Consider the following 17,068-nt stretch of genomic DNA (forward strand, 5'->3'; position numbering starts at 1 on the left):
ACTTAGTTTTTTCTTTTAAATATTAGGTCAGACAAGCCCTCTTTTCATGTGAAACCTCACATTGGAAAGAGGGCTTTGTGTTACTGTTTTTTCCTGTAGGTCAGCCGGAAATTCACCTGATTACCACTGAATGAGAAGAAAAAGTTCTAATAGCCTCATTCTCAATGTGAAAATTCGTCCTGATATTATGTTGGTCAGCATACTTTTATACAATTTTATCATTTGAAAAACGGAATTGATATCCGAAATAAGGATATTATCAGATACATTATACAATATAGACTCAGGTTTTAGGGGGCGTTTTTTATTTTTGTAATAAACAGATTTGTAATGTTAAACCTTGAATTAATGTATTATGTGTAGACTTGTTTTATTATTTGTTCTGTTCTTCATCGGGACATCGGCATATGCACAGAATATGACGGTTACCGGTAGAGTTATCGATGATGATGGTATTGAAGTAATCGGAGCCAGCGTGGTTGTAAAAGGAGCTACAGGGGTAGGTACGATTACCGATTTGGACGGTAATTATTCATTGACTGTAAATGACGCTTCCCGGGATGTCTTGGTTTTCTCTTATGTAGGTATGACATCGCAGGAAGTGAAAGTCGGCGGACGGAAAGTCATTAATGTAACCTTGAAGTCGGATGCGGTGATGCTGGATGAAGTGGTGACAATCGGGTATGCTACTGTAAAGAAGAAAGACCTTACCGGATCGGTTTCCTCTGTTTCTTCAAAAGACATTGCCTCTGTACCTATTTCGGATGTCACCCAGGCGCTCAGTGGAAAGGTTGCTGGAGTGCAGGTCATGCGTTCTCAGGGCTCCCCGGATGCGGACATCTCAATAAAGGTCCGTGGAGGTACTTCTATTACACAAAGCAACGAACCTCTTTATATTATCGACGGATTTCCAAGTGAAGACGGATTGAAAGGCATTGAGGCCAGTGACATTGCTTCGATTGATATTTTGAAGGATGCTTCGTCTACGGCTATCTATGGTGCCCGTGGTGCCAATGGAGTAATCCTGGTCACTACCAAGGGAGGAAATGTTGATAAGTTCAACATCAGCTACGATATGTATATCGGTTTTAAGAAAGTGAACAAGCGATACGATGTACTTGATGTGCTCGATTTTGTGAAACTGGAATATGAGAGAAGCATCAATGAACCTGATAAAATGAATGATTTTGTCCTTCCGATTTACGGCAATTATGATGAATACGATGAACTGTATGCCAACAGACAGGGCATAGACTGGCAGGACGAGGTCTTTAACCGTTCTACGGCAATGACTCAGCAGCATAAAATCTCATTGAGCGGCGGCAGCAAGACTTCTCAGTACATGCTTACTTATACCCGGAACGTAGATGACGGTATCTGGTATGGAAGTGGGTTGAAAAGAGATAACTTCCGCGTGAAACTGAGCCAGGAAGCGACTTCATGGTTGAAGTTTTCTACCAATATCAGTTATATTGATGAGGTGACAGAAGGACTTGGAAGTCTTCAGGAAGGAGGTGCGTCCAGCCGAATGCAGCATGTAATCCAGTATCGTCCGACGATTGGAAAGAATGGAAACGATGAACAGCTGCTGATTGACGATGATGACCCGGCACTGTTGTTGGAGGGGGCCAGTCAGATGCAGAGTCCGATTGCTTCCATCGAAAGTGAGCAGCGTACGAAACGGAATCAGATCTTGTCAATGAACGGTGACCTGGAAATCCGATTGCCGAAAGACCTGACCTATCGCGGAACCATTGGAATCCGCAGACGGACCATCAAAACGGATATTTTTTATTCAGAAAGATCCAAGCAGGCTAAAAATGCAGGAGCACCTTACGGCTGGAAGGAAATCGAAGAACAGTCCAGCTTTATGTACAACAATGTGCTTACCTGGGACAAGTCGTTTAATCGTGAACACCATCTGACACTGGTTGCCGGTCAGGAATACATTCAGTATGGAACCGATTATCTGAAGAGTGGAGCCAGACAGTTCAGTGACATCAATTTTGGCCTGGCAGATATGTCTTTGGGTGCCAGTCCGGACAAGGTAATTACACGCCTGGAAAGCGAGAAGATGCTTTCTTATTTCATGCGGGGTAATTATTCGTTGAAAGACAAATATTTGTTTGCTGCCTCTGTACGTGCAGATGCTTCCAGTAAGTTTGGAGATAACCATAAGTGGGGTGTTTTCCCGGCAGCATCGTTCGCATGGAGAGCTTCAGAAGAAGAGTTCGTGAAAAAATGGGGTATATTTTCCAATCTGAAAGTCAGATTGAGTTATGGTTCAGCCGGAAATAATAAGATTGACAATTACTTGAGTCTTTCAAAAATGGGATCGGTATGGATTCCTTATAACGGAACAAGTACGGTTTCCGGATTTGTCAGCAAGCAGTTGTATAACCCGGACTTGCAGTGGGAAACCAATGTGACTTCCAACTTCGGACTGGATATGGGATTTTTGAACCAGCGTATTCAGTTGACTGTCGACCTGTACAATATCAATACGAAGAACCTGTTGCTGGATGCCCCAATTCCTTTGTTGTCGGGATATAAATCGATGATGATCAATGCAGGAAGAACCAATAACAGGGGTATTGAACTGGCGCTGACCACGCATAACATCAATACGAAGGATTTTTCATGGAGCACTACCTTGAATCTTTCTCATAACCGCAATGAGGTAAAGGAACTGTATAATGCCGATTATATGGAAATTGTTTCCAACTGGGCACAGACTTCAGAGTTTAACAAGAGTGATTACATCATCCGTGTCGGAGAGCCGTTGGGGCAGATGTACGGATACCGTCTGGCAGGAATTTATACGGTGGACGACTTTACATTCGATGAGGCCACCCAGAAGTATACGGTAAAGGAAGGAATTCCATACGACAAGAATTTCTATCCGAAACCGGGATTCTGGAAATTTGAGGACCTTGACGGAGACAAGCAGATTACCGAATCGGACAAGACTGTTATCGGAAATGCCAATCCGAAACTGTATGGTGGTTTGACCAATAACTTTACCTGGAAAGGTTTTGATTTAAGTATCTTCCTGAATTTCTCTATCGGAAATAAGATTTATAGTGCCAATAAGATGTATTATACCAAATTCAACAACCGTTGGAGAAATACATTGAAAGATGAGGCCTTGCAACGGTTTACGATTATCAATGATAAGGGAGAAAATATCCAGAATGATCCGGTACAGCTGGCAGCTGTCAATGCCGGACGCAATTATGTCTCTGTAGAAGGCAGTTCTAACCTGTACTTCCATTCGGGATACGTAGAAGATGGCTCTTTCCTGAAAATCAATAACGTATCTTTGGGATATACCCTTCCAAAGTCGCTGATAAAGAAGATTCATTTGTCGAACGTACGTTTTTATGCTACCGGATACAATCTCTATACGTTTACCAAATATTCCGGATACGACCCGGAAGTGAATACTTATTCCAATGGTGGACTGACACCGGGTATTGACTGGGGAGCTTATCCGTCATCCATTTCGGTAGTGTTTGGTGCCAATATAACGTTTTAGTGAGAATAATTAATTAAATAGAACAGACTATGAAAACCATAAATTTTAGATATATCAGGTTGTTTGCCGCTGCGTTGGTTTGTATGATTTTATCAGTGTCCTGCAAGGATTTTCTCTCTGAAAAGCCTTATGACTTTTATGATGAAGCGGATTTTTATAAAAATGTCACTGAATTGGAACTGGCTGTGAATGGAGCCTTCGAAGTGTTGAGCGATAAAATGACTTACGGACATTTTATGCTGGTAACCGATTGCGATACGGATGTGAGCCATGTGAAGGGATCGGGTACGGGACATACGGCACGTGACCTGGGACATTACAACATTTATACGGCACATACGTGGCTGGAAGAAGCATGGGGACTTTATTATACAGGTATAGACCGGGTAAACCGGATCATGAAAAACGCCGACCGGGTAGACTTGCCGGATGAAGACTCACGGAAAACATTCAGTCGTCTGATAGCTGAAGCCAAATTTTTAAGAGCGATCTGCTATTTTGATTTGGTACGTATGTGGGGAGATGTTCCTTTCAAACTGACGGCTTCTGACAAAACCGAGAATTTTGCAGTGGAAAAGACAGATCGGGAAGTGGTTTATAATCAGATTGTTAAAGATTTTGAAGAGGCTGCAGCCGATCTGCCTTGGCAGGATGAGGTTTCTTCTTATGAAGGAAGACCGACGAAAGGGGCTGCTTTGGGATTGCTGGCCAGAGCCTATCTGTACAGAGCCGGTTACTCACTGCGTCAGAATGGAAACATGGAACGTCCTGACAATTATCGGGACTATTATCAGAAGGTGAAAGAAATTTGTGCAGAACTGATCAATTCACATCATCATGCCTTAAATCCAAGTTATGAACGTGTGTTCAAGAATGTATGTGAAAATATATTGGAACCTTCTGAAGTGATGTATGAAGTGCAGTTCTACAATCCTTCGGGTGAAAATGATCATAGCAGCAAGATCGGCTCGTATAATTCACCTGAAATCGACCGGAACTCTTCTTATGGACTGGGAAACTCTTTTATTAAAACCACTCATTTTGTCTACGACTGGTACGAGGAAGGTGACCTGCGGAGAGAAACGGCCGTGGCCACGTTTAAAATCGATGCACAGGATAATGTCATCCAGATTCCGCGTAACCAGAGTTATACCTGGGCTCCGGGCAAGTGGAGACGTAACTGGATTCCGGGACCTCCGAAGGATTTGGAGAACATGGATATCAATTTTATCCTGCTTCGTTATTCGGATATCCTGCTGATGTATGCAGAAGCGGTCAACGCCCTGGATGGACAGCTGGACCAGCTGGCGCTGGAATGTCTGAATCAGGTGAAGAGACGCGCCTATGGATATGACCCTACTGTGGCAAACAGTGAAATTGATTTGAAAGCTTCCGACTTTGCTTCTTCTGAAGACGTTACGGAGTATCTTATGGTAGAACGGGTACGTGAGTTGTGCTTCGAAGGTTTCCGTCGGTTTGATTTAATCCGGTGGAACAAGTTGGCTGAAGTGCTGGATGATTTCGCCTTGAAGTTCAACAATGCGGTGAAGGAAGGTATTTTGTCCAACTATGTGTGGGCCGCAGGTAATTATTTCCAGGCTGGAAAACATGAGTTGTATCCGATTCCGGAATATGAGATCCGTGAAACAAGAGGAACCTTGAAGCAGAATCCCAATTATTGAGAATACATAAGTTGGAAGGTGATAGTACATTTGGATTGATTTTGGTGAGCCTGGCGTGATGTCAGGCTCACTTTTTATGGAAAATATACAGAATTACACAAAATTATTGTCTTGTGAACAAAATTAGGGTGCAAAAATAAAAAATCTTAAACTTTTAAAACAAACCGGAAAGTACAATAAGTAAAAAGGTGATAGCTTTGCCTGTGTGAAAAACAATCAAATGAACTTAAAGTTAAACCTTGGATTTATGTATTATGCGTAGATTTTTTTTATTATTTGTACTTTGTTTGATAGGTGCATCGATATATGCACAAAGCATGAAGGTTACAGGAAAAGTAGTCGATGGTGACGGGCTCGAAGTGATTGGAGCCAGTGTGGTAGTCAAGGGGGCTGCCGGAGTGGGTACCATTACCGACCTGAACGGTACTTATTCACTTACTGTAAACGATGCTTCAAAAGACGTATTGGTATTTTCTTATGTGGGAATGGCTTCGCAGGAAATTAAGGTAAACGGACGCAGCCAGATTAACGTGACTTTAAAATCGGATGCAGTGCTTCTGGATGAAGTGGTAGCCATCGGTTATGCTACTGTAAAGCGTAAGGACCTGACCGGTTCTGTAGCTTCTGTAAACAGCAAGGAGCTCTCCAAGATTCCGACAAGCGATGTCACTCAGGCACTCGCCGGACGTATGGCCGGAGTTCAGGTAATGCAGAGTGAAGGTGCGCCGGGAGCTTCTATTTCTATCCGTGTACGTGGAGGTATCTCCATTACCCAGAGCAATGAACCGCTTTACATCATTGACGGTTTCCCGAGTGAAGACGGTATGTCTACTCTGGACCCGGCTGAAATCGAATCAATCGATATCCTGAAAGACGCATCTGCTACTGCTATCTACGGTGCCCGTGGTGCCAACGGTGTAGTGGTGATTACTACCAAGTCGGGTGCACAGGGTGGCGGAAAAGCTACGGTTACTTTTGACAGTTACGTAGGTTTCAAGAAAATCGCCAAGAAACTGGACGTGCTTTCTCCGTATGAATTCGTGAAACTGGATTATGAACGTAAGGTGTACGACCAGACTGACTCTCAGGAAAGCTGGGATGCAGCTGTCAAGAGCTTTGAAACAATCTATGGAAAATACAGTGATATCGAAGCCAACTATGCCAACCGTGAAGGCATTGACTGGCAGGATCAGACCTTGGGACGTACTGCGCTGACTCAGAATTACCGTATCGGAGTGTCCGGAGGAACTGATAAGTTGAATTATAGCATGGCTTATTCTTATTACGATGAAGAAGGTGCCATGGTATTCAGTGGAAGTAAAAAACATAACATTTCATTTAACCTCAACAGTAAGGTGAACGACCGCCTGACCGTGACTGCCCGCATGAGCTTTGACCATATGCGTGTAGAAGGTATGGGAACTTCAGAAGGGGGAGACCGTTTCAACAAGATGCAGCACATTCTTCAGTACCGTCCGACAATCGGTATCAACGGTTCTGATTCAGACCTGCTGGGCGATGAAGATCCGTTGTTCGTGGATGATGCAGGTAATGTGATGCAGAATCCGCTGCTGTCTGCTGCCGAAGAAACCAAGGATAAGGAATATCGTACCTTCCAGGCCAACGGAGGATTTACCTTCAAGATTATCAAGGGACTGTCATTCCGGAATACTACCGGTATGCGTTATCAGACCCGCCGCAACGATATTTTCTATGGAGACAAATCGGTTACCGGTAAGCGTTCAAGCATCAACGGTAGTATCGAGAATATCGAAAACGGAAGTTTCCAGACTTCTAACGTGCTGACATACAACTGGTCGAACGAGAGCAATGACCTTACGGTAATGGCCGGACAGGAATTTGTTTCTAAATGGACACGCAATTTCAAGGCATCTGCCAGCAATTTCCCGAACGATGAAATCGGTCTGGGTGACCTTTCTCTGGGACTTGCAGGTACACCGGAATCTTATCAGAACTACGATGACAAACTGCTTTCTTTCTTTACTCGTGTAAACTATAATTATAAGGAAAAGTATTTGTTTACTGCTTCTCTGCGTGCGGATGGTTCTTCTAAATTCGGAAAGAACAATAAGTGGGGTTATTTCCCGGCATTCTCTGCTGCATGGCGTATGGGTGAAGAAGAGTTCATCAAGAACCTGAACGTATTCTCTGACTTGAAGTTGCGCATCGGTTACGGATTGGCTGGTAATAACCGGATCAACAGTTACCAGAGTCTGGCCATCATGGGTTCGGTAACTTATCCGAACGGAGACTCTACCCAGTCGGGATATGCTTCCAATCAGGTGCCTAATCCGGAATTGAAATGGGAGGCTAACAAAACCTTCAACTTCGGACTGGATTTCGGATTCTTCAATCAGCGACTGACGATTTCTCCGGAATTCTATATCAACCGCAGTAGCAACTTGCTGCTGAGTGCCAAACTGCCGGATTCATCGGGATATTCTTCTATGGTGATCAATGCCGGTGAGACTGAAAACAAGGGTATTGACCTGACCATCAATACGGTAAATATTGAGACAAAGGATTTCTCATGGAATACAGCCATTACTTTCTCACACAATAAGAACCTGGTAAAGAAACTGACCGGTGAAGAAGTGCAGTTGTGGGAGGCTTCTTTCGGTTATTCACAGAATACACACATCATCGGAGTAAACCAGCCTCTGGGACAGATGTACGGTTATGTAACCGACGGTCTGTATCAGGTAGAGGACTTTGATTATGATGCGGCTACAAAGACTTATACTTTGAAAGACGGTATTCCTTACATGGGTGACAAGCAGAATGTACAGCCGGGTAACTGGAAGTTCAAGAACCTGGACGGCAGTGCCGACAACAAGATTACGGAATCGGACAAGACGGTGATTGGTAATGCGTATCCGATTTTCTATGGAGGTATCAACAATAACTTTACTTACAAGAATTTTGATTTGAGTATTTTCTTCACTTACAGTTATGGCAACGATGTGTTCAATGCTACTAAACTGACTAATACGAAGTCGGCACTGGATAATAAGAACGTATTGGACGTAGCCAACTCGGCAAATCGTTGGGTACTGGTGAACGACAAGGGAGAAATGATTACCGATCCGCAAGAACTGGCTGCAGTGAACAAGGGTAAGACCGTGGCTTCCATCATTGACAACGAGGTAGGAGATACTTACATTCACTCATGGGCTGTAGAAGATGGCTCTTTCCTGAAACTGAGCAACGTGACTTTGGGATATACCTTCCCGAAGGCTTGGCTGAAGAAGCTTGGAGTCAGCAAACTGCGTCTGTATGCTACAGGAAGCAACTTGTTTACCTGGACCAAATATTCAGGCTTCGATCCTGAAGTATCTACAATGGGCAACGGTCTGACTCCGGGAGTCGATTTCGGTGCTTATCCGAAGAGCCGTTCGTTTGTATTTGGTATTAATCTTGCTTTTTGATAATCTTAAAAACAGAATACAATGAAAAAATATAGAATCATATATTGTGCACTGGGTGCATTGTTGAGTATGGGGGTTGCTTCTTGCAGTTTGACCGAAGAACCTGACTCATATTATGAAAAGGATACCTTTTTTAATTCGGAGTCGAAGGCGAAACTGGCTGTGATCGGTGTGTACGACTGCCTGGCTGTAGAAGGTCATTACGGACAGCGTGAGATGGCGATGCCGGCTTCGGATGATACGTACTATATTCAGGGTACAGGTACGGACAATACCCGTCGTGATATTGCTCATTATATGGTGAAGAGTACGAATACCTGGGTAGCCGATGTATGGAAGTATAAGTATCAGGGCATAGACCGTGCGAATTTTGTCATTGCAGGTATCGAAGGTATGCCGGAATATGAAGGGAACCAGAATCTGCATTCCATGGTGGCTGAGGCTAAGTTCCTGCGTGCCTTTATGGCATTCGACCTGATTAAGTATTGGGGAGATGTACCTTTCAAGAGAACGTATACCGGTGGATATGAGGATGCTTTCCAGGCCAGAGTGAGCCGCGAGCAGATTTATGATTATATCATCGAAGACCTGAACTTTGCCAAGGAAAACCTTCCTGCGGTAGGTACAACGACTTCTCCGGAAGTGCCCGACCAGGTGGCGGCTCATGCCTTGCTGATGCGTGTATACCTGCAGCGTGCGGGATACAGTCTGCAGATGGATGGAAAGATGACCCGTCCTTCGGACGATTTGAGAAAGCAGTATTTTGAAGCTGTGATAGATGAATGGGAAGAAATCCAGAGAAAAGGCGGACACGGATTTTATGACGGCGGATATACGGAGCTGTTCAAGACATATTCTGCCTGTGTGCTGAACAATCAGGAGAGTTTGTGGGAAATTGCGTTCAATCCTACGGGAAGCAGTTTCAAGGACAATGCGGGTTATTGGGCTACTTACAACGGTCCGCTGGTAGATGCTCCGGGATGCAAGCCGACAGAAAATACGAAGTTTATGGGTCGTGCGAATGCGTTCTTCCGTGTATTGCCTTGCTGGAAAAGCTTCTTTGAAGAAAACGATGAACGCCGTGATGTCATGGTGGTGGATTATCAGTTGAAATGGGACAAGACTTTGTATAACCATGTTAAAAAAAGCAAGGCAGATGATCCGGCCAACTGGTATCCGGGAAAATGGAGACGTGAGTGGATGGAGCTGGGCTTCATCGACCCGAATCTGACAGGAGTGAATTATTGTCCGTTGCGCTATGCGGATGCAGTGCTGATGGCGGCCGAAGCATACAATGAAACCAATAATACACCGGAAGCCTGGAACCTGCTGAATCAGGTGAGAGAACGTGCGGGAGCGACTCCGGTCAGCTCATTGCAGGAGTACCGCCAGGTACAGCCGAATCTGTATGACCTGCCTTTCTTCAATGGAGGAGGTGCCGATGATTTCCGTACGGCACTGTATTGGGAGCGTGGCTTTGAACTGGCTTTCGAAGGTCAGCGCAAGTACGACCTGATCCGTTGGGGGGTATTGGGAGACGCACTGGCATTCTTCCAGTCGAAGATGGATCCGAAGCTGAAAGGTAAGTATGTGGCTGGTGACAAGTTTGTGAAAGGCAAACACGAACTGTTCCCGATTCCACTTGGGGAAATTCAGGCTAATCCGGCATTGGAAGGTCGAAATAATCCAGGGTATGAATAATCAATAAGTTGAAATAGGTATTGGTAGTGTTTGAAAAGATGCTTTATTTTCAGGAACTAGACAAATATGTAATTGTTTTCAATAAAAATGTAATTGTCGGTTCTTGGAATAAGGCATCTTTCAACATTATTGGAGGTGATTGTTTTTCAATCTGTTTATTTTTGCAGATAGAGGGAGGGTGAGACTGAAACCTCTTTGCATGTGGCTCGTATGAGTCTGCCGGCAACTGCAGTAACGTGCTGCCGGCTTTTTGAAACCGTAAATCTGAATTATCAAAATATTAATTATCATGAAATTGGCTAAGTACATATTTGCTCTTTTGTTTGTAGGCATCTCTTTAGGAGCAGGTGCGCAGGAATTGCGGAAAGGAGTTTTCGATTTGTTGAATCTGGATTATCCCGGACTGGAGAAAGTAAAGGCTTCTTGTGAAAAGGAGGCATGGGAGGATGCGGCGGAAGCGTTGCTGGAGTATTACCGTAACCGGACGACGATCAAGCATCCGGACATTGACCTGAATCATCTGACCATCTCTGAAACGGAACAGAAATGGGCAGACGATGCGTTGGAGCATACTTTCTTCGTGCACAAGGGGTATCAGCCTTCGTATAATTACGGTAAGGATATTAACTGGGAATACTGGCCGGTGCAGGACAATGAGCTTCGCTGGCAGTTGCACCGTCATAAATGGTTCACGCCGATGGGAAAGGCCTATCGTATTTCGGGAGATGAGAAATATGCGAAGGAATGGGCCTTCCAGTATATGGACTGGATCAGGAAAAATCCGCTGGTAGAGGTGGAGGAAGAAAAGCATGAACTGGGAAGTGCGGGCGAAATCAAGGCTACTGCTGACAATGTACGGTTTGCGTGGCGCCCGCTGGAGGTGAGCAACCGTCTGCAGGACCAGACCCTGCAGTTCTTGCTGTTTAATGTCTCACCGGCCTTTTCCCCAGCTTTTCTGACGGAATTCCTGGTAAATTATCACCGTCATGCTGAACATATCATGAAGAATTATTCGGACCAGGGCAACCATCTGCTTTTTGAAGCGCAGCGCATGGTGTATGCCGGCACGTTCTTCCCTGAATTTAAGGATGCGGCAAAATGGAGAGAGAGCGGTATCAGTATTCTGAACCGTGAAATCAAAAAGCAGGTGTATGCCGACGGAGGTCAGTATGAACTGGATCCGCATTATCACCTGGCAGCCATCAATATTTTCTGCAAGGCTCTTCGGATGACCGATGTGAACGGATTCCGCAGTGAGTTTCCGGTAGAATATCTGGATATCATCAAAAAGATGATTGAGTTTTATGCCAATATCTGTTTCCCGGATTATACAAATCCTTGTTTCAGTGACGCCAAACTGGGTGACCGGGAAGATGAAATACGGAATTATGTAGATTGGGCAAAGTTGTTCCCGGAATGCGAGTGGATCCGCTACTATGCGACTGAGGGAAAAGAGGGCAGTCTGCTGCCTTATTTGTCTCACGGTTCGCTGGCTTCGGGCTTTTTCACTTTCAGAAACGGATGGAAGGAAGATGCTACGGTGATGGTGGTCAAGGCCGGTCCTAAGGGAGAATGGCATTGCCAGCCGGATAATGGCACGTTTGAACTCTGGTTCAACGGACGTAACCTCTTCCCCGACAGTGGTACTTATGTATATGCAGGTGATGCAGAGGTGATGAAGTTGCGCAACTGGTTCCGCCAGACACAGGTGCATAACACACTGACTCTCGACGGACGTACACTGGAAACTACGGAATCGGTTACGAAACTGTGGAAGCCGGAAGGGGATATTCAGGTGCTGGTAACAGAAAATCCTCATTACAAGGACCTGACACACCGCAGAACGGTATTCTTTGTGGATGGAAACTATTTCGTGATCGTGGATGAGGCGGTAGGAAAGGCCACAGGTACGGTGAACCTGAATTATCAGTTGCAGGAAGGAAAGGTAGAGGTAGATAAAAAGCATTTTACACTGACTACTGCCTATGAAGGGAACAGCAATGTAAGACTGCAGTGCTTCGCAGACAAGAAGATGACGGTAAGGGATAAAGAGGGATGGTGCTCCAGAGCGTATCGTCAGCGTGTGCCGCGTACGGCTGTGGCTTTTGATGTACAAAAAGACAGTGAACAGCCTGTCCGTTACATTACCGTAATTTATCCGTCGGCTTCCGGAACGGCTTATCCGAAGATCAAGGCCCGGTTCCTGGACAAGCATTATCAGGACAACCGTATACGGGTAGAAGTCTCTGTAGACGGAATGATAAAACAACTGGAGTGTAATTTACAGTAATTCAGCGGGAAATGATAATGCCTGAAGGTCTGGGACGATTCATACCTTGGTTAATGTGACAGGGTACGGGGTACTGGCGGGCATTGTCGACCCCAAAATACGTAGACCATGAAAAAGATAGTAGAATGGATGTGTGTGTGCCTGTGTTTCCATGTTTGCGGAGCCTGGGCACAGAAATCAGTGTTAAGACTGACAGACGAGCGATTGATGAATGAGGTTCGGGTAGCTCCTTCTCCTGCCGATGGAGAAAAGGTGACGATGAATCCGCCGCGCTTCATGTGGCCGGATAAATTCCCTCATCTGGGAGCGGTACTCGACGGGGTTCCGGGCAAGGAGGAAAAGAAACCGGAAGTGATGTATCGGGTCCGTATCTCACAGGACCGGAATTTTGCCAAGGGGGTGATTGAAGGTGAACAGCCTTGGGCGTTTTTCAATCCGTTCCAGCAGTTGGCTCCAGGTACATGGTACTGGCAGTATGCCTATGTTGATCCGAAAGGTCATGAAGAATGGTCTCCGGTGTATGCTTTCCAGATGGAAAAGGATGCGGTGGATTTCAATCCTCCCGCTTTGGAAAAAGTGCTGGACAAGTTGCCGAAGGTACATCCCCGGATATTGATGGATGCAGCCGACTGGGATTATGTGATTCAGAAGAATGAGCATAATCCGGAAGCGAAAGTCTATATTGAGAGGGCAGAACGCTGCCTGACTAAGCCCCTGGGGCATCTGCAGGAGGAGATTGATACTTCTACGGTAGCTACTCTGGTCAATGTGGTGAAGCGTAATTCGTCACTGATCCGTGAAGGCCGTAAGGTGGTAGACCGTGAGGAGATTAATGTGGAGGCGCTGATCCGCGCGTATCTGCTGACCAAGGATCTCCGGTATTATAAGGAGGGTATGAAACGCCTGTCTGAAATACTGTCCTGGCAGCACAGTCCGTACTTTGCAGGTGATTTCAACCTGAGTACGCTGCTTTCCATGAGTACGTCTGCCTATGACGGATTCTATAATCTGCTGACGGCAGAAGAAAAAGACTTGTTGTTGGCAAACATCCGGAATATCGGGACCAAGTTTTATAAGGAATATGTGAATCACCTGGAAAACCGCATTGCCGACAACCATGTATGGCAGATGACTTTCCGTATATTCACAATGGCTGCCTTTGCGACCGTGGGTGAGCTGCCCGAGGCTTCATTGTGGACAAAATACTGCTACAATGAATGGGTTTCCCGTTTCCCGGGACTGAATAACGACGGAGCCTGGCACAACGGCGACTCTTACTTCCATGTCAATATCCGGACACTGGTGGAAATTCCTGCCTTGTATTCCCGGATTTCGGGCTTTAATTTCTTCAACGATCCCTGGTATGCCAATAATGCATTGTATGTGATTTACGAACAGCCTCCTTTTTCCAAATCGGGAGGACAGGGCAATTCTCATGAAAAACAGTTGGAGCCCAACGGCGGACGTATCGGTTATGCTGATGCACTGGCACGGGAATGCAATAATCCTTGGGCTACAGCTTATGTGACAGAGATTCTGAAAGAAAATCCGGAGGCTTTTTCGGTTCCGTATGAACTGAAGCCGGCCGATCTGACCTGGTACCGTTGTATCTCCCGCAAGGAACGTCCGGACTATACCCGTACGCTGGCGGAACTGCCTTCGTGCAAGGTCTTCAATGAGTCGGGACTTGCGCTGATGAATACGGATCTGGGACATCATGAACGAAATGCGATGCTGTCTTTCCGCAGCAGTCCTTATGGGTCTACTTCGCATGCGCTGGCCAATCAGAATGCTTTCAATACATTCTATGGAGGCAAGGCAATCTTTTACAGTACGGGACATCGCACCGGATTTACAGACAATCACTGTATGTATGCTTACCGTAATACGCGGGCGCACAATACCTTGCTGGTAAACGGCATGGGGCAGCGGATCGGTACGGAAGGCTATGGATGGATTCCCCGGTATTATGAAGGAAAGGAAATCTCTTATGTCACGGGAGATGCTTCCAATGCCTATGGAAAAGTGGTATCTCCGTTGTGGCTGGAGAGAGGGCGGCTTTCAGGTACTGAGTTTACACCTGAAAACGGATGGGATGAGAATCGTCTGGACTTCTTCCGCCGTCACATTGTACAGTTGGGAAACAGCGGATTGTTTGTCGTATTTGACGAACTGCGCGGGAAGGAAAGTGTAGAATGGAACTATCTCCTGCATACTCTTGAGTTGCCGATGGAAGTCGCAGAGGAGAACGGAGGTCTCCGGGTTACCGGAAAAAACAAGGAGGAGGGAGTTTCTGTCGCTCATCTGTTTGCTTCTGTACCCCTGTCGTATGCTCAGACAGATACCTTCTTCGTGGAACCGATAGACTGGAAGAACAGTGTGGACAGGGAGTTGACCAACCATTATCACTTTACCGCAACGACCCGGCCGGCGGCTGCGGTCTGCTTCTTGAATGTGATTGATGTACACGGCAAGGACCGGAAGGATGCAGAGATACAGCGCAAAGGAAATGTCCTGACCGTAGAGGGCTGGAGAATCGAATGCAGCCTGGATGGAAAGGGTGGGTCTTTCCTGAAGGTGGAACATCCCGGAAAGGGAGTCTCTTTGGTGTACGACCTGAACCGTGAGGAGGGGGTTACCCGAATCGTGGACTGGGTGGATGGAAAAAAAGTGGAGAAGGTGCTTACTGATGCGCTGCCTGAACTGGAAATTTAAGTTGTAAGAGAGGTATTCACGATGGTTTTCATAAAGTGAAGCGGCCTCGGGTAATTCTGTGTAAAATGTAAAAATGATAGAGTATGAAAAAATTATTGTCTTCCCTGACGTTGTGCTTGCCGCTGGCAGCCTGGGCGCAGGAACGTCCGAATATTATTTATATATTTACTGACCAGCAGACGGCTTCGGCAATGAGTTGTACCGGAAATGCTGATTTGCATACGCCTAATATGGACCGTCTGGCGGCCAATGGAGTGCGTTTTCAGAATGCTTATTGTTCGGCTCCTTTGAGCGGACCTTCACGCAGTGCGATGTTTACGGGTCATTATCCGGGAACCACCGGAATGCTCCGGAACGGGGCTGCCTTGCCCGATTCGTTAAAGGGAAAAACCTTGGGAGAGCGAATGGCAGCGGCCGGATACGACTGTGTGTATGGGGGAAAATGGCACTTGCCGGAATTGGATGTTCCCGATGGTGAACTGGGGTTCCGACGGCTTCATCCTCATACCGACAACGGACTGGCAGAGGCCTGTGTGGAATATCTTTCTTCGAAGCCTCGTAAGCCTTTCTTCCTGGTGGCTTCGTTCGATAATCCTCATAATATCTGTGAATATGCCAGAAAGCAGAATCTTCCTTATGGAAATATTGAGGAGCCGGATCTGAGGGATTGTCCGGGTATTCCGGCCAATTTTGCCAAGAATCCGTACGATGCCGGTGTGATTGAATTTGAGAAAAGGGCGAATTACAATGTATATCCTTCTGTCGATTATACGGTGGAGGACTGGAGAAAGTACCGGTATGTGTATTACCGTCTGGTGGAGAAGATTGATCAGGAAATCGGTAAGATTGTGGATGCCATTGATAAGAATGATTTGTGGAAGAATACCGTTGTTATTTTCTCCAGTGACCATGGAGACGGTATCGGAGCGCATCATTGGAACCAGAAGTCGGCTTTGTATGAGGAAGTGGTGAATATTCCGCTGATCGTGACTTTGCCGGGCAAGAAGCATGCGGGAAAGGTATTGCCTCAGGTGGTGAACAACGGAGTGGACCTGTATGCAACCGTATGCGACTGGGGTGGTGGCAAACTCCCTGAAGCGGCTGATGGAGTTTCGTTCAGAAAGGTAGTGGAAAGTGGAAATCCTGAAGTGGTTTCCCGGGAATATACGGTAACCGAGACTTTGTTCGACGGGGGATCTTCCCGTGGCTGGATGCTGAGAACTCCCCGTTATAAGTATGTCATTTATGATAAGGGAAACAATCGGGAGCAAATGTTCGACATGTGGAACGACCGTGGAGAGATGAGAAACCTGGTAATGGAAAAGGCATACCGGGAAGAACTGGAGCAGTTGCGTGACTGGATGGACCAGTGGATGAGAAAGAATCACATCAAGCCATCCAGAAGAAACCTGAACGATGTACCTGGCAGAGCTCAGCGATAAAGAGAAACATATATTTGTCTGTGTTCCCGTGATGGGAACGTTGTCTTTCATGAATGTAAGCGACTGAAAAGTAACAGGTAGGCAAGTGGGAATTGCCTGATATAAAAGTGGTTCAAAACATAAATGGTTGTATTGCAGTATCTTTAATTTTCAATGTTTTGGATAAAAGTAGAGGTAAATTCAACAAAAATGATATTTCAGAGTAGACATTTGAATACCTTTTCAACATTTCTGTCGCTTCATTCTTGGGA

At 45.8% G+C, this 17,068-nt stretch carries 7 protein-coding genes; all 7 read left to right on the top strand.

Going from position 1 to position 17,068, the window contains the following annotated elements; translation table 11 throughout:
* Positions 1-355 precede the first annotated feature (355 nt).
* The 7 genes from H3001_RS00215 (at position 356) to H3001_RS00245 (ending at position 16,817) form a co-directional block, all read left to right on the top strand.
* Entirely contained in the window at positions 356-3,538 is a 3,183-nt protein-coding gene (locus H3001_RS00215) for a SusC/RagA family TonB-linked outer membrane protein (RefSeq protein WP_178245757.1), read from the top strand.
* A 29-nt stretch (positions 3,539-3,567) separates the two neighbouring features.
* Positions 3,568-5,220: a RagB/SusD family nutrient uptake outer membrane protein gene (locus H3001_RS00220; protein ID WP_178245759.1), complete on the top strand. Its 1,653-nt coding sequence runs from the start codon at positions 3,568-3,570 to the stop codon at positions 5,218-5,220.
* Positions 5,221-5,537: 317 nt separating this feature from the next.
* Positions 5,538-8,669 (top strand): SusC/RagA family TonB-linked outer membrane protein, encoded by a 3,132-nt coding sequence (locus H3001_RS00225; protein WP_394367775.1) that lies wholly within the window; start codon positions 5,538-5,540, stop codon positions 8,667-8,669.
* A 21-nt stretch (positions 8,670-8,690) separates the two neighbouring features.
* Complete coding sequence (locus tag H3001_RS00230; RefSeq protein ID WP_181213728.1) at positions 8,691-10,370, top strand: RagB/SusD family nutrient uptake outer membrane protein; 1,680 nt, start codon at positions 8,691-8,693, stop codon at positions 10,368-10,370.
* Positions 10,371-10,659: 289 nt separating this feature from the next.
* Positions 10,660-12,660, top strand: coding sequence for a heparin-sulfate lyase HepC (gene hepC, locus H3001_RS00235; RefSeq protein ID WP_181213729.1), 2,001 nt, complete (start codon positions 10,660-10,662; stop codon positions 12,658-12,660).
* 108 nt (positions 12,661-12,768) lie between these two features.
* Positions 12,769-15,375 carry a DUF4962 domain-containing protein gene (locus H3001_RS00240; protein ID WP_181213730.1) on the top strand — a complete coding sequence of 869 codons (2,607 nt, stop codon included), beginning with the start codon at positions 12,769-12,771 and terminating at the stop codon, positions 15,373-15,375.
* An 83-nt stretch (positions 15,376-15,458) separates the two neighbouring features.
* Positions 15,459-16,817, top strand: a complete 1,359-nt coding sequence (locus H3001_RS00245) for a sulfatase family protein (protein WP_181213731.1) — start codon at positions 15,459-15,461, stop codon at positions 16,815-16,817.
* Positions 16,818-17,068: the final 251 nt, after the last annotated feature.

It is taken from the genome of Phocaeicola faecicola (assembly GCF_013618865.1).
Classification (GTDB): Bacteria; Bacteroidota; Bacteroidia; order Bacteroidales; family Bacteroidaceae; genus Phocaeicola; species Phocaeicola faecicola.

Bases quoted from the DNA above. Each gene is read 5' to 3' on its own strand.
- H3001_RS00215 (WP_178245757.1), top strand. From the start codon at position 356: ATGTGTAGACTTGTTTTATTATTTGTTCTGTTCTTCATCGGGACATCG.
- H3001_RS00220 (WP_178245759.1), top strand. From the start codon at position 3,568: ATGAAAACCATAAATTTTAGATATATCAGGTTGTTTGCCGCTGCGTTG.
- H3001_RS00225 (WP_394367775.1), top strand. From the start codon at position 5,538: ATGAAGGTTACAGGAAAAGTAGTCGATGGTGACGGGCTCGAAGTGATT.
- H3001_RS00230 (WP_181213728.1), top strand. From the start codon at position 8,691: ATGAAAAAATATAGAATCATATATTGTGCACTGGGTGCATTGTTGAGT.
- hepC (WP_181213729.1), top strand. From the start codon at position 10,660: ATGAAATTGGCTAAGTACATATTTGCTCTTTTGTTTGTAGGCATCTCT.
- H3001_RS00240 (WP_181213730.1), top strand. From the start codon at position 12,769: ATGAAAAAGATAGTAGAATGGATGTGTGTGTGCCTGTGTTTCCATGTT.
- H3001_RS00245 (WP_181213731.1), top strand. From the start codon at position 15,459: ATGAAAAAATTATTGTCTTCCCTGACGTTGTGCTTGCCGCTGGCAGCC.